Raw genomic sequence first — 17,756 nt, forward strand, 5'->3', positions numbered from 1 at the left:
AGGGGAAGGGGGAGTGCGATCATCAACGCTCCCCGCCCGTCCCTCTGACCATTCCGTGAGTGAGTCCCCGCGCCATGAATATTGAACACCGCAAACCGCTGCCCGGTACCCGACTGGATTACTTCGACGTCCGCGCGGCGGTCGATGGGATCAAGCCCGGGGCCTACGACACACTGCCTTACACCTCCCGCGTGCTGGCCGAGAACCTGGTGCGCCGTTGCGATCCGGCCACGCTGACCGACTCGCTGAAGCAGCTCATTGAGCGTAAACGCGATCTGGACTTCCCGTGGTTCCCGGCCCGCGTGGTGTGTCATGACATTCTCGGCCAGACAGCACTGGTCGACCTTGCCGGCTTGCGCGATGCAATCGCCTTGCAGGGCGGTGACCCGGCGCAGGTCAACCCGGTGGTGCCGACCCAGCTGATCGTCGATCACTCGTTGGCCGTGGAACGCGGTGGCTTCGATCCGGAGGCGTTCGAAAAAAACCGCGCCATCGAAGACCGTCGCAACGAAGACCGCTTCCATTTCATCAACTGGACCAAGAAAGCGTTCAAGAACGTTGACGTGATCCCGCCGGGCAATGGGATCATGCACCAGATCAACCTGGAGAAGATGTCGCCGGTGATTCAGGTGCGCGATGGCGTGGCCTTCCCCGACACCTGCGTGGGCACCGATAGCCATACTCCGCACGTGGATGCCTTGGGTGTGATCGCCATTGGTGTCGGTGGCCTTGAAGCCGAAAGCGTTATGCTCGGCCGCGCCTCCTGGATGCGCCTGCCAGAAATCGTCGGCGTCGAACTCACCGGCAAGCTGCAGCCTGGCATCACCGCCACCGACATGGTGCTGGCGCTGACCGAATTCCTGCGCCAGCAGAAGGTGGTCGGGGCTTGGCTGGAATTCTTCGGCGAAGGTGCCTCGGCGCTGACCCTCGGCGACCGCGCCACCATTTCCAACATGGCCCCGGAGTACGGTGCCACCGCGGCGATGTTCTATATCGACCAGCAGACCATCGATTACCTCAAGCTCACTGGCCGTGAAGACGAGCAGGTGCAACTGGTCGAGAATTTCGCCAAACACACCGGCCTTTGGGCCGACAGCCTGAAGAGCGCGCAATATGAGCGTGGGCTGCGCTTTGATCTGTCTTCCGTGGTGCGCAACATGGCGGGCCCGAGCAATCCCCACGCCCGTGTGGCCACCGCAGACCTCGCGGCCCAAGGCATTGCCGGGCAGTGGGACGAGGTGCCCGGGCAGATGCCGGACGGTGCAGTGATCATTGCCGCCATCACCAGCTGCACCAACACCAGCAACCCGCGCAACGTCATCGCCGCCGGCTTGTTGGCACGCAACGCCAACAAGCTGGGTTTGACCCGCAAACCGTGGGTCAAGTCTTCCCTGGCGCCCGGTTCGAAGACCGTTGCGCTGTACCTGGACGAAGCCGGTCTGACCCACGAGCTTGAGCAACTGGGTTTCGGCATAGTGGCTTTCGCCTGCACCACCTGCAACGGGATGTCCGGTGCGCTGGACCCGGTCATCCAGCAGGAAATCATCGACCGCGACCTGTACGCCACCGCTGTGCTGTCGGGTAACCGCAACTTTGACGGGCGTATCCACCCGTATGCCAAGCAGGCCTTCCTGGCCTCGCCGCCGCTGGTGGTGGCCTACGCCATTGCCGGGACCATCCGTTTCGACATCGAGAAGGATGTGCTGGGTCTGGATGCCAACGGCAAGGACATTCGTCTGAAGGACATCTGGCCGACTGACGAAGAGATTGATGCCGTGGTCAAGGCCTCGGTGAAGCCGGAGCAGTTCCGCCAGGTCTATATCCCGATGTTCGCCATCCAGGAGGACACCGGTCCCAAGGTCGAGCCGCTGTATGACTGGCGCCCGATGAGTACCTACATCCGCCGTCCGCCGTACTGGGAAGGCGCGCTGGCCGGTGCTCGTCCACTCAAGGGCATGCGTCCATTGGCAGTGCTGCCGGATAACATCACTACCGATCACTTGTCGCCGTCGAACGCCATCATGCTCGACAGCGCGGCCGGCGAGTACCTGGCGAAGATGGGCCTGCCAGAGGTGGACTTCAACTCCTACGCTACTCACCGCGGCGACCACTTGACCGCCCAGCGTGCCACCTTTGCCAACCCGAAGCTGTTCAACGAGATGGTGTTGGAGAACGGCGAGGTCAAACAAGGCTCCCTTGCCCGTATCGAGCCGGAAGGCAAGGTGACCCGCATGTGGGAAGCCATCGAGACCTACATGGAGCGCAAGCAGCCGCTGATCATCATCGCCGGTGCCGACTACGGTCAGGGTTCTTCCCGTGACTGGGCGGCCAAGGGCGTGCGTCTGGCCGGCGTGGAAGCCATCGCCGCCGAAGGCTTCGAGCGCATCCACCGCACCAATCTGGTGGGCATGGGTGTGTTGCCGCTGGAGTTCAAGTCAGGGGTCGATCGCAAGACCCTGGGCATCGACGGCAGCGAAACCTTTGACGTGATCGGCGAGCGCACTCCGCGTACCACGCTGACCCTGGTGATCAACCGCAAGAACGGCGAGCGTGTCGAAGTGCCGGTCACCTGCCGTCTCGATACTGCCGAAGAAGTGTCGATCTACGAGGCTGGCGGTGTACTGCAGCGTTTTGCCCAGGACTTCCTCGAATCGACTGTTGCTGTCTAACGCGACAAGCCGGGGGGGGGGCGGAAACGTCCCGCCCCGGCTTACAAGGAAAAACATTCCGATGGCCCACGTACCGCAAATCAAGATTCCCGCTACTTACATGCGCGGCGGCACCAGCAAAGGCGTGTTCTTCCGCCTGCAAGACCTCCCCGATTCTGCCCAGGTTCCGGGCGCGGCCCGGGATGCACTGCTGCTGCGCGTGATCGGCAGCCCTGACCCTTACGACAAGCAGATCGACGGTATGGGCGGGGCGACCTCAAGCACCAGCAAGACGGTCATCCTGTCCAGGAGCACCAAGCCTGACCACGACGTCGATTACCTGTTCGGTCAGGTCTCGATCGACAAGCCCTTCATCGACTGGAGCGGCAACTGCGGCAACCTTTCCGCCGCCGTCGGCTCGTTCGCCATCAGCAACGGTCTGGTGGATGCCAGCCGCATCCCGCGCAACGGCGTGGCAATCGTGCGCATCTGGCAGGCCAACATCGGCAAGACCATCATCGCGCACGTGCCCATCACCGATGGCGCCGTGCAGGAAACCGGTGACTTCGAGCTCGATGGCGTCACGTTCCCCGCCGCCGAAGTCCAGGTCGAATTCATGGACCCGGCCGCCGAGGAAGAGGGGGCGGGCGGCTCGATGTTTCCTACCGGTAATCTCGTGGACGATCTCGAAGTGCCTGGCGTCGGAACGTTCAAGGCCACCATGATCAATGCTGGGATCCCGACTATTTTCGTCAACGCGCGCGATATCGGTTACACCGGCACCGAGTTGCAAGGTGACATCAATGGCGACGCCAAGGCGCTGGCCATGTTCGAGACGATTCGCGCACACGGCGCACTGCGCATGGGCCTGATCCAGCACCTCGATGAAGCCGCCAAGCGCCAACACACGCCCAAGGTCGCCTTCGTAGCAGGGCCTGCCGATTACCTCGCCTCCAGCGGCAAACCGGTGGTCGCCGCTGACGTGGATCTGCTGGTGCGCGCGCTGTCCATGGGCAAGCTGCACCACGCCATGATGGGCACGGCTGCCGTGGCCATCGGCGCCGCCGCCGCGATTTCGGGCACGCTGGTTAACCTCGCAGCAGGAGGCAGCCCGCGCAGCGCAGTGCGCTTCGGTCACCCCTCGGGCACCCTGCGCGTCGGTGCCGAAGCCAGCCAGAACAACGGCGAATGGACGGTGACCAAGGCCATTATGAGTCGCAGCGCCCGAGTGTTGATGGAAGGGTGGGTGCGGGTGCCGGGTGATGCGTTTTGAGGTCAGCCCACAATGCTGTGCCTGACCCGTAACTCACTGTAGGAGCGGGCTTGCCCGCGATGGTGGTGTGTCAGACACACCGCATCAAACTGATCGCAGGCAAGCCAGCTCCTATGTATGGACTCGCCCCCACTTTCAACCCGCTTTTGAACACTGCTACCCGGTTGCATCTATGTATAAAGGCCTGTTCGAGGAAGCCTTTATCGGCTTCTGGCCAACATTGGGTGAGCTCGCGGTATGCCGATTACATTAAGGCCTCAAGGGCCGGTAGGAGCTCAGGCATCTATCCGCGACGGTCTGACCTAGGGTCAATGTTCTTCAGCAGAGGTTGAGGCGACTCAGCGCCCCGGTGGCAGAACTCTGTTAATCAGGTCCTCATCGCCGCCTCCTGGTCAGTGGCCGGTTGGCGATGATAGGTTTGCTCGTTTTGCAACAGCACCCACATGATGCGCAGGTTGCGGTTGGCCAACCGCACCGCCGCACCTTTTTGACCGTGACGGCTCAACCAGCGTCGCAGACGCTGGTCATCTGGATGTTCCGAATCCGGCCGCACCTGCCTCAATACGGCGTGCGCACCTTGAATCGCCAGGCTGCGCATGTAGGCGTCACCGCGCTTGCACATTTTGCCCAGTCGAACCTTTTGCCCGCTGCTGTTCTGTTCGGGCACCGTGCCGAAATAGGCGGCGAACTGGCGCGCGTTGGCAAAGCGCTCAGGTTCGGTCGTTTTGGCCAGCATCGCCGTGGCGATGATCGGGCCGACACCCCGTATCGTCATCAGTCGTTTCGCCGTCTCGTCCGCGTGTGCACTGGCTTCGAGGCGCCCCGTCAGCACGTTGATGCGTTCGCCCAGTTGGCTCCATTCACCCAGTATTTCGGCGATCAGTTCGCGCAACAACTCCGGCAGCGGCTGGCTGGGGTCTTCCAGTACCCGTAACACGCCCCGGCTGATAGCCGTCTCGCCCTGTGCCATGGCAATGTCATGTTCCAGCAGCAAGCCACGCATCTGGTTACCCATGGCCGTGCGCCGTCGCACGCACCCCTGCCGGACGCGGTGCAGTGCCTGCATCGCTAACGCCGCCTCGCTCTTGACCGGCACGGCTGCAATCTTGTGATCTCGGCCTGCACGCAATATGGCCAGTACATCGTTGCGGTCGTTCTTCGCTCCACTGCGGTGCTCGGCCACACGCTGTGCGGGCAGGATTCGCACCGGATTACCTTGCGCTTGTAATAGCCGCGCCCAGGCCTGCGCGCCCGGACCGGTCTCCATCAGCACTGTCACGCCCGGCGGCAACTGGCGCAGGAACAGGTGGAAAGCTTCGCGTGACTTGATCCGTTGCTCGTGGACCACTTGGCCAAGGGTGTCTTCACCCGCGACCTGAAACACATTCTTGGCCAAATCCACCGCCACGGTCGTGCACGTCGACACATTGGTCGCAGACAAGGAATTACTTATCGTCGTATGCTTTTTCATGGGCTCGCCCTCGCTGTCGTTGGCATGCTTAGGATGCCACCGTGGCGCATAGACGCCTCGGCTTGGGCGAGTCCATCCAATTACAGGATTGAGGTCAGCCCACAATGTTGTGTCTGACCCGTAACCATTTCATTAGTGGGCGGTGTCTAGACGGTATCAATAGAGGGAGTTAAAGATGAGCGCCAACGTTGATCTGAATAACCGCCCGGACTACGACAAGGTCCTGCAAGACATCGCCGATTACGTTCTGAATTACAAGATCAAGTCCAAGGAGGCGCTGGACACTGCGCGCAACTGCCTGATGGACACCTTGGGTTGTGGCCTGCTGGCGCTGCGCTTCCCGGAATGCACCAAGCACCTGGGCCCGATCGTAGAAGGCACCGTGGTGCCGTTCGGCGCCCGGGTTCCGGGCACCAGCTTTCGTCTGGACCCGGTAAAGGCGGCCTGGGACATCGGTTGTATCGTGCGCTGGCTCGACTACAACGACACCTGGCTGGCTGCTGAATGGGGTCATCCGTCGGACAACCTGGGCGGTATCCTCGCTGTAGCCGACCATCTGTCGCAGAAGCGTGTAGCCAATGGCGATGCGCCGCTGACCGTGCGCGCCGTGCTTGAAGCGATGATCATGGCGCACGAAATCCAGGGTGTGATCGCACTGGAAAACTCCTTCAACCGCGTCGGTCTCGACCACGTATTGTTGGTGAAAGTGGCGTCGACTGCCGTCACCGCCAAACTGATGGGTGCCAATCGCGAACAGCTGCTGGCTGCGTTGTCTCATGCGTTCGTCGATGGTCAGGCGCTGCGGACCTACCGTCACGCGCCAAATGCGGGCTCACGTAAATCCTGGGCAGCGGGCGATGCGTCGAGCCGTGGTGTGCGTCTGGCCGATATCGCCATGCGCGGTGAGATGGGCATTCCGGGTGTTCTGAGTGCACCGCAGTGGGGCTTCTACGACGTACTGTTCAGCCACACCAACAAGGATCTGGCGCTTAAGCCGGAGGACAAGCGCGAGTTCAGTCTGTCCCAGCCGTACGGCACCTACGTGATGGAGAACGTGCTGTTCAAAATCAGCTTCCCGGCCGAATTCCATGCGCAAACTGCCTGTGAGGCAGCGGTGACCCTGCATCCGCAGGTCAAGGGTCGTCTGCACGAGATCGAAAAAATCGTCATCACTACCCATGAATCGGCGATTCGCATCATTTCCAAGCAGGGCAAGCTGGCCAACGCGGCTGACCGCGATCACTGCATTCAGTACATGACCGCTGTGCCGTTGGCCTTTGGCAACCTGGTTGCCGAGCAGTACGAAGACGACTTCCACGCCGCCCATCCGATCATCGACGAGCTGCGCGAGAAGATGGTGATCGTTGAAGACGTGCGCTATACCCGCGAGTACCTGGAGGCTGACAAACGCTCTATCGCCAACGCGATTCAAGTGTTCTTCGAGGATGGCTCCAGCACTGAGCAAGTGGTGGTCGAGTACCCGATCGGTCACCGTCGTCGTCGCGGCGATGGCATCCCGTTGCTCGAAGACAAGTTCAAGGCCAACCTGGCCACCCGATTCACCGCCCAGCGCAGCAGCGAAATCTTCGCCCTGTGCAAGGATCAGGCGAAGTTGGAGGCAACGCCGGTTAATCGGTTTGTTGATTTGTGGGTGATTTGAACTGACGGCTGAAATCTGAACTGTGTAGGAGCTGACTTGTCTGCGAAAAGGGCCGAAGGACCTTCCGGCGGTGGTGAACTCACCATTTTTGCCAGCGCTTCGGTCGAGCGCGACCCCGGACGGATCGCAGACAAGTCAGCTCCTACATTGTTCAAGCATTACTTGAACCGCCGCTCGACACCTTTTTCCACGAGGATCTTCGCGGAGATCTCTTCCACCGAAAAATGGGTGGAATTGATGTGCGCGATGTTTTCGCGGCGGAACAGACTTTCGACTTCGCGCACTTCGAATTCGCACTGCGCATAGCTGGAATAGCGGCTGTTGGGTTTGCGTTCATGACGGATGGCGGTCAATCGGTCCGGATCGATGGTCAGGCCGAACAATTTGTTCCGATGCTGCTTGAGTGCGGCGGGCAGTTGCAGGCGCTCCATGTCGTCTTCGGTCAGCGGGTAATTGGCCGCGCGGATGCCGAATTGCATGGCCATGTATAGACAAGTCGGGGTTTTGCCACAGCGCGAGACACCCACCAGAATCAAGTCGGCCTTATCGTAGTAGTGCGTGCGGGCGCCATCATCATTATCGAGAGCAAAGTTCACTGCCTCGATCCGCTCCATGTAGTTGGAGTTGTGCCCGATAGAGTGGGATTTCCCCACCGAATAGGAGGAGTGTGAACTAAGCTCCTGCTCCAGCGGGGCGAGGAAAGTCGAAAAAATATCGATCATGAAACCGTTGGAAGTCGCCAGGATTTCACGAATGTCCTGATTGACGATGGTATCGAAAATGATCGGTCGAACTTCGTCCCGGTCGGCGGCGGCGTTGATTTGTTGTACCATTGCGCGCGCCTTTTCCGCGCTATCGATGTACGGTCGCGTGAGTTTGGTGAACGTAATGTTTTCGAACTGCGCCAACAGGCTTTGGCCGAGGGTCTCGGCGGTGATGCCCGTGCCGTCGGAGATAAAGAAAGCAGATCGTTTCATTTGCGCCGGGGCCTTAAGCTGGTGACGAATCTTGGATATGATAGGTCCGCTTGCGGACCTGCCGGCATTCTCACTTATTTTCCAGGTCCAGGCCACACACGCTCGGAACCGCTCTTTCTGCAGTTTCAGCGTCCTGAGCTTTTCCCAACACAGTTAGTGGAGAGATCACCTTGGTAGAGTACGTAGTTTCCCTCGATAAGCTCGGCGTCCATGATGTGGAGCATGTGGGGGGCAAGAACGCATCCCTCGGCGAGATGATCAGTAACCTCGCGGGTGCCGGTGTTTCGGTCCCCGGTGGCTTTGCCACTACGGCTCAAGCGTATCGTGATTTTCTTGAGTTGAGCGGTTTGAACGATCAGATCCATGCGGCCCTTGATGCGCTTGATGTCGATGACGTCAACGCCCTGGCCAAGACCGGCGCACAGATTCGCGCCTGGATCATGGAAGCCGAGTTCCCCGAGAAACTCAACGCCGAGATTCGTATGGCGTTCGCTGAACTGTCGGCCGGCAACCCGAACCTGGCCGTCGCCGTGCGTTCTTCGGCCACCGCCGAAGATTTGCCGGACGCCTCCTTCGCCGGTCAGCAAGAAACCTTCCTCAACATTCGCGGCGTCGAAAACGTCATTCGCGCCGCCAAGGAAGTGTTCGCCTCGCTGTTCAACGACCGCGCCATCTCCTATCGCGTGCACCAGGGCTTCGACCACAAACTGGTCGCCTTGTCTGCCGGCGTGCAACGCATGGTCCGTTCCGAAACCGGCACTGCCGGCGTAATGTTCACCCTGGACACCGAATCCGGCTTCCGCGATGTGGTGTTTATTACCGGCGCTTATGGTCTGGGCGAAACCGTGGTTCAGGGCGCGGTCAACCCGGACGAGTTCTACGTTCACAAAAACACCCTTGCAGCCGGTCGTCCGGCGATCCTGCGCCGCAATCTGGGCAGCAAGGCAATCAAAATGATCTACGGCGACGAAGCCAAGGCCGGTAAATCGGTCAAGGTCATCGACGTCGAGCCGGCTGATCGCGCGCGTTTCTGTCTGACCGATGCTGAAGTCAACGAGTTGGCCAAGCAGGCGATGATCATCGAGAAGCACTACAAGTGCCCGATGGACATCGAATGGGCCAAGGACGGTGATGACGGCAAGCTGTACATCGTTCAGGCGCGCCCTGAAACCGTGAAAAGCCGCACCTCTGCCAATGTCATGGAGCGCTACCTGCTCAAGGAAACCGGCACCGTGCTGGTGGAAGGTCGCGCTATTGGCCAGCGCATCGGCGCTGGCAAGGTGCGGATCATCAAAGATGTGTCCGAGATGGATAAGGTGCAGCCGGGCGATGTACTCGTTTCCGACATGACCGACCCTGACTGGGAACCGGTGATGAAGCGCGCCAGCGCCATCGTTACCAACCGTGGCGGACGTACCTGCCACGCAGCGATCATCGCTCGCGAGCTGGGTATCCCGGCTGTGGTCGGTTGTGGCAATGCCACTGAGTTGTTGAGCGACGGGCAGGGCGTGACCGTTTCCTGCGCTGAAGGTGATACCGGCTACATTTTCGAAGGCGAACTGGGCTTCGACATCAAGAAAAACTCGGTCGACGCCATGCCTGACCTGCCGTTCAAGATCATGATGAACGTCGGTAACCCCGACCGCGCATTCGATTTTGCCCAGTTGCCCAACGCCGGTGTCGGCCTGGCGCGTCTGGAGTTCATCATCAACCGCATGATCGGCGTGCACCCCAAGGCGCTGCTGAATTACGCGGGTCTGCCGCAAGATATCAAAGACAGCGTCGACAAGCGCATTGCTGGCTATGACGACCCGGTCGGCTTCTACGTCGAAAAACTGGTCGAAGGCATCAGCACCCTGGCGGCGGCGTTCACACCGAAAAAGGTCATCGTGCGGCTGTCGGACTTCAAGTCCAACGAATACGCCAACCTGATCGGCGGCAAGCTCTACGAACCGGAAGAAGAAAACCCGATGTTGGGCTTCCGCGGTGCTTCGCGTTACATCAGCGAAAGCTTCCGTGACTGCTTCGAGCTCGAATGCCGCGCCCTCAAGCGCGTGCGCAACGAGATGGGCCTGACCAACGTCGAAATCATGGTGCCGTTCGTGCGCACCCTGGGCGAAGCGAGTCAGGTGATCGATCTGCTTGCGGCCAATGGTCTGACCCGCGGCGAGAACGGTCTGCGCATCATCATGATGTGTGAACTGCCGTCCAACGCGATCCTGGCCGAAGAGTTCCTTGAGTTCTTCGACGGCTTCTCGATTGGTTCCAACGACCTGACTCAGCTGACCCTGGGCCTGGATCGTGACTCCGGGATCATTGCGCATCTGTTCGACGAGCGTAACCCGGCGGTCAAAAAGCTGCTGTCGAACGCCATTCAGGCGTGCAACAAGGCGGGCAAGTACATCGGTATCTGTGGTCAAGGCCCTTCCGATCACCCGGATCTGGCTCGTTGGCTGATGGAGCAGGGCATCGAAAGCGTTTCGTTGAACCCCGACTCCGTGCTGGAAACCTGGTTCTTCCTGGCTGAAGCTCAGGCGCCGGTCTGATGTGATGAGTGAGGCGTCGGTCTGCATTGGCAGGCTGACGTTTCTTTCTGTTTTCGCAGGGCGGTTTTTTTCAAAAAAGACTGCCCTTTTTTATGCAAGAGCAATATGCAAAGCAGCAGCGATCTTTTTCCTGTGGCCTTGATCAGTGCCGAGCGTCGTGGCGATCTGATCGAGGACGTATACCGTTTGAAACCCGCCAACAGCCCGGACATCAGTGTCGAACTGGCTGTGACCCGTCTCGGCCTGGTGGAGCCGCCAGACACGCGTGGCGTTCCAGTGGTTTTGCTTCACGGCAGTTTCTCCAATCGACGTTTCTGGTACTCACCCAAAGGCATTGGCCTGGGCGCGTATCTGGCGCGCGCCGGTTTTGATGTGTGGATTCCGGAAATGCGTGGGCATGGCCTTTCTTCGCGCAATCAGGCTTACCGGCACAACCGCGTAGCCGATTACGCGCGGTATGACCTGCCGGCGATTGCTGCCTTCGTGCGTGAGCAAAGCGGGCAGATTCCGCACTGGATCGGCCACTCGCTGGGCGGCATCACCCTTGCCGCGGCGCTTGGCGGTCACTACCTGGGCACCGCGGCAGTGGCCTCGGCTGCGTTGTTCGGCAGCCAGATCAGCCGCACGTATTGGCCGTTGAAGATCCCGCCGGTGGAGTGGAGCGGACGCCTGTTGCTAAAGCGCTTCCCGCACCTCTCCGGTTCGCGCCTCAGGCGTGGGCCCGAGGATGAGCCCATTGGCCTGGCGCTGGAAAGCATGCGCTGGTATGGGCTGTTCCGTCGCTTTGGCGATGCCGAGCGAGATTGGTGGGCCGGTTTGAGTGAGGTGCAGGTGCCGGTGCTGGCCGTTGCCGCCGCGGGCGATGATCAAGATCCTGCCTGGGCTTGTCGCAAGCTGTACGAGCAGTTCGGGTCCGAGCAGCGACAGTTCGTCTGTCTGGGCCGTGATCAGGGCTTCACCGAAGATTTTGGTCATGTCGAAATGCTCGTCAGCAAAGGTGCGCAGACTCAGGTCTGGCCATTGGTGGCGAGTTGGTTGCGGGATCAGTCAGTCCCTTTGACCGACCAGGCACAGTCGCACGGCTTGGCGCCGGGGCATTGATCCAGGCTGGACGAGCCGTTTCGCTGAAGCCGGCTTGCGGCTAAGCTATGACGCATTGCGCTGTTTCAGTCATTTTCCGCTTCCGGTCCCGTATTTATGTTCGTGCCACTTGAGCGTCTGATCAATTTGAATGACGGCTATAGGCAGACCTTCAAGGTCGCCGGGCGCGATCTGTTGCTGCTGGTGGTCGATAATCAGCCGCTGCTGCTCGAAGACAGCTGCCCGCATCAAGGTGCGCCCTTGCACCGTGGCACTCTTCTGGGTACGGTCTTGCGATGCCAGCGTCATGGGATTGAGTTTCAGTTGCCAAGCGGACGACCCTTGCAGGGCTCATGTCCGGGCCTGAAATTGTTTACCCTGGCGTACGAAGGCGATCGGATCGGTATCGATGTCTAGCGCTTCGGCGGAACCTTGACTCGTACATGAGGTCTGTCTATGCAGCAATTAATCTGCAGCAGGCGATTCTTCATGTCACATCAGCTGTACCCCATGAGATTGTTGTTTTTTCACTGACAGGAGTTCACCCATGCATTACCTCACTCCCGATTTGTGCGATGCCTACCCGGAATTGGTGCAGGTCGTCGAACCTATGTTCAGCAATTTCGGTGGCCGCGATTCCTTTGGTGGCGAAATAGTCACCATCAAGTGTTTCGAGGACAACTCGCTGGTCAAAGAGCAAGTCGAGCTCGACGGAAAGGGTAAAGTGCTGGTGGTCGATGGCGGCGGTTCGCTGCGCCGGGCGTTGCTGGGTGACATGTTGGCCGAAAAAGCCGCAAAGAATGGTTGGGAAGGGCTGGTGATTTACGGCTGTATCCGCGACGTCGACGTTATCGCGCAAACCGATCTGGGCGTACAGGCACTGGCCAGTCACCCGATGAAAACCGACAAGCGTGGTATTGGCGACCTGAATGTGGCGGTGACGTTCGCCGGCGTGACCTTTCGTCCGGGAGAGTACGTTTATGCCGACAATAACGGCGTGATCATCTCCCCGACCTCTCTAAAGATGCCGGAATAAACAGGACACCGAATGTTCGACGAAACAAACGCGCAATGGGGGCTGGTACATGCCCTGGTGCTGGATGGTAAGGGCGGGGCGCGTTTCATTGCTCGAACCGAATTGGACGGTCTTCAATTGCAGCCGCACGAAAGTGTCTGGCTGCATTGGGATCGCAGTCATCCGCAAACGCAGACTTGGTTGCGCAGCTCCAGCGGGCTGAGCGAGTTCAGCTGCGATCTGCTGCTGGAAGAGAACACACGGCCACGTTTGGTGCCATTACCCGACGCCGAGTTGCTGCTGTTTCTGCGTGGAGTCAACCTCAACCCGGGTGCCGAGCCTGAGGATATGGTGTCGGTGCGTATCTTTGCTGCGGCACAGCAGGTTATTTCCCTGCGTTTGCGTCCTCTGCGTGCCACCGATGAGCTAATCGAGCACCTGAATCAAGGCAAAGGGCCGAAAACCGCTTCCGAATTGATCCTCTACCTCGCTCAACACCTCACCGACAAGGTCCAGACGCTGGTCGGTGAACTGACGGAGTTAGTCGATGAAGAGGAAGAAAAGATAGATGCCGATGAACGGTATGCGTCTGATCACGGCGATATGCTGCACATTCGCCGCCGCGCTGCCGGTTTGCGCCGGTTTCTGGCACCGCAACGCGAGGTTTACGCTCAATTGACCCGCAATAAAGTGCATTGGTTCGTCGATGACGATGCCAATTACTGGAATGAACTGAACAACAGCCTGACCCGCTATCTGGAAGAGTTGGAATTGACCCGCGAACGTGTCGGATTAATCCTCGAATCCGAGGACCGACGCCTGAGCGAGCGCATGAACCGGGTCATGTACCGCTTCGGTATCATCACCGGGATCTTCCTGCCCATGAGCTTCCTGACCGGTCTGCTGGGCGTTAACGTCGGGGGCCTTCCCGGTTCCGCCAACCCTCACGGGTTTCTGATTGCTTGCTTGATAATGGGCGCAGTGGGCGTGGGGCAGTGGTGGTTATTCCGTCGCTTGCGCTGGGTTTAGACGTGTCGATGTTTTCGCTACCCAATGACTCATTTGTGACTCGGGCAATTTTTGGCGCGTCTTTCAGTGACATTGCGTGAGGTACCTATGCACGATCCGTTCGAAGAATCACTGCGCGACATGCTCAATTCGTCATCCTCCAGCCGGGATGACGATGCTTGCCTGGGCCGTGTGCTGAAAACCGCGAACCGTCAGGTCGGTGCGGGGGACCTGTTCAGCTTGCTCGGCCGTTGGTCGCAAGCGTTGATGATCGGTATGAACAACGGCTCGCCTCATGTAGCGCCAGTTTCGCGTCGCACTCTTTCTTCTGCTCGCCCTGCTGATAAGGCTGATTGAATATGGAATTAAATCTCTGGACGCAGAGCCTGGTCACCGCAATGACGGTATTGTGGACCAAAGTCGCTAACTTCATTCCCAACCTGTTTGGCGCACTCATTGTGGTGCTGCTGGGTTTTGTCGTTGCCAAATTGCTCGACACGCTGCTGTCAAAGTTGCTGGCCAAGCTGGGGCTGGATCGCCTGATGGGCGGTACTGGTTTGACCAAATTGATTGCTCGGGCCGGCGTCCAGGTGCCGATTTCGACCCTGGTCGGCAAAATCGTCTACTGGTTCGTGTTGTTGATTTTCCTCGTCTCGGCCGCTGAATCCCTGGGTCTTGAGCGGGTTTCCGCGACGCTGGACATGTTGGCCCTGTACTTGCCGAAGGTATTTGGTGCCGCATTGGTATTGCTCGTCGGTGTACTGCTGGCGCAACTGGCCAATGGTCTGGTGCGCGGTGCTGCCGAGGGTGTAGGGCTCGATTATTCCGCTGGCCTGGGGCGAATCGCTCAAGGGCTGGTCATTATCATCAGTATTTCGGTCGCTATCAGCCAGTTGGAGGTCAAAACCGACCTGCTCAACCATGTGATTGTGATCGGTTTGATTACCGTTGGTCTGGCCGTTGCGTTGGCAATGGGGCTGGGCAGCCGTGAAATCGCCGGGCAGATTCTGGCGGGAATTTATGTGCGTGAGCTGTATCAAGTTGGGCAACAAGTGCGTGTTGGCGAGGTCGAAGGTCAGATCGAAGAAATTGGCACGGTGAAAACTACCTTGCTGACCGATGAGGGAGAGTTGGTGTCATTGTCCAACCGAATCCTCCTCGAACAGCGAGTGAGCAGCCGCTAACCCGGCGATTCCTGCTAATGTATGCCGCCACAGAATTGCCAGGAACACGGGCAGTGGCGGACATTGACCTGACTGTCGGCACGACTTGTTTTGAATAAAACCCAATCGCTATCCATGCGCTACGACCCCCGCGATCTCTCTGATGAGGAGTTGGTGGCGCGGGCGCACGTCGAGCTGTTTCATGTGACTCGCGCATACGAAGAACTGATGCGGCGCTATCAAAGGACTCTTTTTAACGTGTGTGCACGTTATTTAGGGAACGATCGCGATGCTGATGATGTCTGTCAGGAAGTGATGCTTAAGGTCTTGTACGGATTGAAGAATTTCGAGGGCAAATCGAAGTTCAAAACCTGGCTCTACAGCATCACTTACAATGAATGCATCACGCAGTACAGGAAGGAACGGCGAAAGCGTCGCTTGATGGACGCATTGAGTCTCGACCCACTTGAGGAGGCGTCTGAAGAGAGGACGCCGAAACCAGAAGAGCGGGGCGGACTTGATCGCTGGCTTGTCCATGTGAACCCGATTGATCGGGAAATTCTGGTGCTACGATTTGTCGCAGAGCTGGAATTTCAGGAAATCGCAGATATTATGCACATGGGCCTGAGCGCCACGAAAATGCGCTACAAACGGGCCCTTGATAAACTACGTGAGAAATTTGCAGGCATTACCGAAACTTAACTCGGGTAAATATCTCTAACGTGCTGGCAAGTTCTGATAGACTTGCCGACGAGTTGTCCTTCGTTAGGAAGGGCTGCTTAACAATCACCAGATGGGGATTTAACGGATGAAACTGAAAAACACCTTGGGCATTGCCATTGGTTCAATTGTAGCCGTGACTTCGTTCGGCGTTCTGGCACAAGGCCAAGGCGCGGTCGAGGGTGAGCTGTTCTACCAGAAACACTTCAACCGTAGCGTCAATGACGTTGAAGATGGCTACAATCCTGGTGCTTCCATCGGCTACTTCTTGACCGACGACGTCGAAATTGCGTTGAGCTACGACAAAACCAATTACACGCGCTCGAACAACAATACCAACTGGCAGAAAATCAACGGCGACGAAACTTCTCTGAAGGGTCTGTACCACTTCGGTACCGTTGGCGACGCTATTCGTCCATACGTTTCCGGTGGTTTCGCTCACCAGAGCCTGACCAACGTGCAGGCTGATGGCCATTCCGGTCGTGACGGTTCCACATTCGCTACGGTAGGCGGCGGTGCCAAGTGGTACATCACCGACAATCTGTATGCTCGTGCTGGCGTTGATGCCTCGTACAAGCTGGATAACGGTCGTTGGGACTACGCTCCTAGCATCGGTCTGGGTGTGAACTTCGGTGGCGGCTCCAAGCCAGCTCCAGCTCCAGCACCTGCTCCAGAGCCAGTTGCTGAAATCGCGCCAGCTCCAGTAGAAGCCGCTCCACAAGTCGTACGTGTTCAGTTGGACGTCAAGTTCGACTTCAACAAAGCTGTGGTCAAGCCTAACAGCTACGGCGACATCAAGAACCTTGCTGACTTCATGAAGCAGTACCCACAAACCACCACCGTTGTTGAAGGTCACACTGACTCCGTCGGTCCTGACGCTTACAACAAAAAACTGTCTGAGAAGCGTGCAGGCGCTGTCAAACAAGTACTGGTTAAGCAGTACGGTGTTGGCGCTGGTCGTGTGAACTCGGTTGGTTACGGTGCATCCCGCCCAATCGCTGACAACAAAACTGACGCTGGCCGTGCGATGAACCGTCGCGTAGAAGCTGAAGTAGAAGCCAAAGCTCAGTAATTCTAGCTAAAGCCTCTCAAGAAAAGCCCGGCTCAGGCCGGGCTTTTCTTTGCCTGCGATTTAGGGGCGGCAGATGCGGACGGCGCTTGTGGGCGTTGCTGAAGTCAACGTGTATATCCGGCATTTGCGTTTGCTGGGATTATGGTTCCGCTCTTACAGCGGGTCACCTTTTACAAACGCCGGAATGCCGGACCACAAAAAGGTAACCCAAAACGCTTGCCCCTCCATGCGGGTCCTCGCTGTGGCTCGGACTGCCCTCGCTCCGGCATTCTGGCAATGGGGCCTCTCCCGAACTCAGGATTCAACGGGACGGAAAAAGTGGCGCGTGCGAAATCCTGTAGGAGCGCGCTTGCCCGCGATGCGCTTGACGCGGTGTGTCAGGCGAACTGCGCTGCCAGGGTCACCTCTGCTTGAGCAGCCGCCACTTCCCCAATCACCAGAATCGCCGGGCTTTTCAGTTCAAACGCCACGGCATCCCGCTGCATATCGGCCAGCGAACTGCGGCATTCGCGCTGATGAGGCAGTGAAGCGTTTTCGATCATCGCCACTGGTGTGCCCGCAGCCAGACCGCCTGCCAGCAGGCTGTCACGGATTTCCGGCAGTTTGGCAACGCCCATGTAAACCACCAGTGTCGTGCCGCTCTGCGCCAAAGCCTGCCAGTTGAGGCTGCTGTCATCCTGGGTGTGGGCGGTAACCAGCGTCACGCCACGACTGACGCCGCGCAACGTCAGCGGGATACCACACTGAGTCGCCCCGGCCAGACCTGCGGTGATGCCATTGACCAGTTCGACTTCCACCCCTTGTGCTCGCAGCCAATCAGCCTCTTCGCCACCACGCCCGAAAATGCACGGATCGCCACCTTTTAGCCGTACCAAGCATTTGCCCTGGCGGGCGTAACGCAGCATCAGCCGATGGATGAAGGCCTGTGGCGTCGAACGACAGCCGCCGCGTTTGCCGACGGCGATGACGCGGGCCGCAGGACAATGTTCCAGTACCGCGTCGTTGACCAGGTCGTCGATCAATACCACCTGGGCTTCGCGCAGGGCCCGCACGGCCTTGAGCGTAAGCAGCTCAGGATCGCCGGGGCCCGCGCCTACCAACCAGACTTTTGCGCTCATGCTGT

Annotated in this window: 15 protein-coding genes; 12 read left to right on the forward strand and 3 right to left on the reverse strand. The window is 58.8% G+C overall.

Going from position 1 to position 17,756, the window contains the following annotated elements; genetic code table 11:
- Positions 1-74: 74 nt before the first annotated feature.
- Both acnD and prpF read left to right on the forward strand, forming a co-directional pair.
- On the forward strand, positions 75-2,669 hold the full coding sequence (acnD, locus tag AC1MEE_RS07605) for a Fe/S-dependent 2-methylisocitrate dehydratase AcnD (protein ID WP_480414715.1): 2,595 nt from the start codon (positions 75-77) through the stop codon (positions 2,667-2,669).
- A gap of 61 nt (positions 2,670-2,730) precedes the next feature.
- Complete coding sequence (prpF, locus tag AC1MEE_RS07610; RefSeq protein ID WP_480414716.1) at positions 2,731-3,921, forward strand: 2-methylaconitate cis-trans isomerase PrpF; 1,191 nt, start codon at positions 2,731-2,733, stop codon at positions 3,919-3,921.
- 367 nt (positions 3,922-4,288) lie between these two features.
- Here the strand turns inward: prpF and AC1MEE_RS07615 are convergent, their stop codons facing one another.
- Positions 4,289-5,347 carry an IS110 family RNA-guided transposase gene (locus AC1MEE_RS07615; RefSeq protein ID WP_480416177.1) on the reverse strand — a complete coding sequence of 353 codons (1,059 nt, stop codon included), beginning with the start codon at positions 5,345-5,347 and terminating at the stop codon, positions 4,289-4,291.
- A gap of 220 nt (positions 5,348-5,567) precedes the next feature.
- Between AC1MEE_RS07615 and prpD the strand changes: the two genes are divergently transcribed.
- Complete coding sequence (gene prpD, locus AC1MEE_RS07620) at positions 5,568-7,052, forward strand: 2-methylcitrate dehydratase (RefSeq protein WP_480414717.1); 1,485 nt, start codon at positions 5,568-5,570, stop codon at positions 7,050-7,052.
- Positions 7,053-7,210: 158 nt separating this feature from the next.
- On the opposite strand, the gene ppsR is transcribed toward prpD, so the two are convergent.
- Positions 7,211-8,029, reverse strand: a complete 819-nt coding sequence (gene ppsR, locus AC1MEE_RS07625; protein ID WP_480414718.1) for a posphoenolpyruvate synthetase regulatory kinase/phosphorylase PpsR — start codon at positions 8,027-8,029, stop codon at positions 7,211-7,213.
- A gap of 170 nt (positions 8,030-8,199) precedes the next feature.
- Between ppsR and ppsA the strand changes: the two genes are divergently transcribed.
- The 9 genes from ppsA to AC1MEE_RS07670 all read left to right on the forward strand — a co-directional run bounded on the left by ppsA (position 8,200) and on the right by AC1MEE_RS07670 (position 16,633).
- Positions 8,200-10,575 (forward strand): phosphoenolpyruvate synthase, encoded by a 2,376-nt coding sequence (gene ppsA, locus AC1MEE_RS07630; RefSeq protein ID WP_480414719.1) that lies wholly within the window; start codon positions 8,200-8,202, stop codon positions 10,573-10,575.
- 105 nt (positions 10,576-10,680) lie between these two features.
- A complete protein-coding gene (locus AC1MEE_RS07635; RefSeq protein ID WP_480414721.1) occupies positions 10,681-11,676 on the forward strand; it encodes an alpha/beta fold hydrolase in 996 nt (331 codons plus the stop codon).
- 96 nt (positions 11,677-11,772) lie between these two features.
- A complete protein-coding gene (locus AC1MEE_RS07640) occupies positions 11,773-12,072 on the forward strand; it encodes a Rieske (2Fe-2S) protein (protein WP_480414722.1) in 300 nt (99 codons plus the stop codon).
- A 130-nt stretch (positions 12,073-12,202) separates the two neighbouring features.
- Positions 12,203-12,691, forward strand: coding sequence for a ribonuclease E activity regulator RraA (gene rraA / locus AC1MEE_RS07645; protein WP_480414723.1), 489 nt, complete (start codon positions 12,203-12,205; stop codon positions 12,689-12,691).
- 12 nt (positions 12,692-12,703) lie between these two features.
- Positions 12,704-13,699 (forward strand): zinc transporter ZntB, encoded by a 996-nt coding sequence (locus AC1MEE_RS07650; RefSeq protein ID WP_480414724.1) that lies wholly within the window; start codon positions 12,704-12,706, stop codon positions 13,697-13,699.
- A gap of 87 nt (positions 13,700-13,786) precedes the next feature.
- Positions 13,787-14,035, forward strand: coding sequence for a CrfX protein (locus tag AC1MEE_RS07655; protein WP_480414725.1), 249 nt, complete (start codon positions 13,787-13,789; stop codon positions 14,033-14,035).
- A 2-nt stretch (positions 14,036-14,037) separates the two neighbouring features.
- Positions 14,038-14,862, forward strand: a complete 825-nt coding sequence (locus AC1MEE_RS07660) for a mechanosensitive ion channel family protein (RefSeq protein WP_219060226.1) — start codon at positions 14,038-14,040, stop codon at positions 14,860-14,862.
- Positions 14,863-14,952: 90 nt separating this feature from the next.
- Positions 14,953-15,543: an RNA polymerase sigma factor SigX gene (sigX, locus tag AC1MEE_RS07665; protein WP_480414726.1), complete on the forward strand. Its 591-nt coding sequence runs from the start codon at positions 14,953-14,955 to the stop codon at positions 15,541-15,543.
- Between the two features lie 106 nt (positions 15,544-15,649).
- Positions 15,650-16,633 carry an OmpA family protein gene (locus tag AC1MEE_RS07670; protein ID WP_480414727.1) on the forward strand — a complete coding sequence of 328 codons (984 nt, stop codon included), beginning with the start codon at positions 15,650-15,652 and terminating at the stop codon, positions 16,631-16,633.
- A gap of 377 nt (positions 16,634-17,010) precedes the next feature.
- On the opposite strand, the gene cobA is transcribed toward AC1MEE_RS07670, so the two are convergent.
- On the reverse strand, positions 17,011-17,751 hold the full coding sequence (cobA, locus tag AC1MEE_RS07675) for a uroporphyrinogen-III C-methyltransferase (RefSeq protein WP_480414729.1): 741 nt from the start codon (positions 17,749-17,751) through the stop codon (positions 17,011-17,013).
- Positions 17,752-17,756 lie beyond the last annotated feature (5 nt).

The sequence above is a fragment of the Pseudomonas sp. ASL3 genome, from assembly GCF_056680425.1.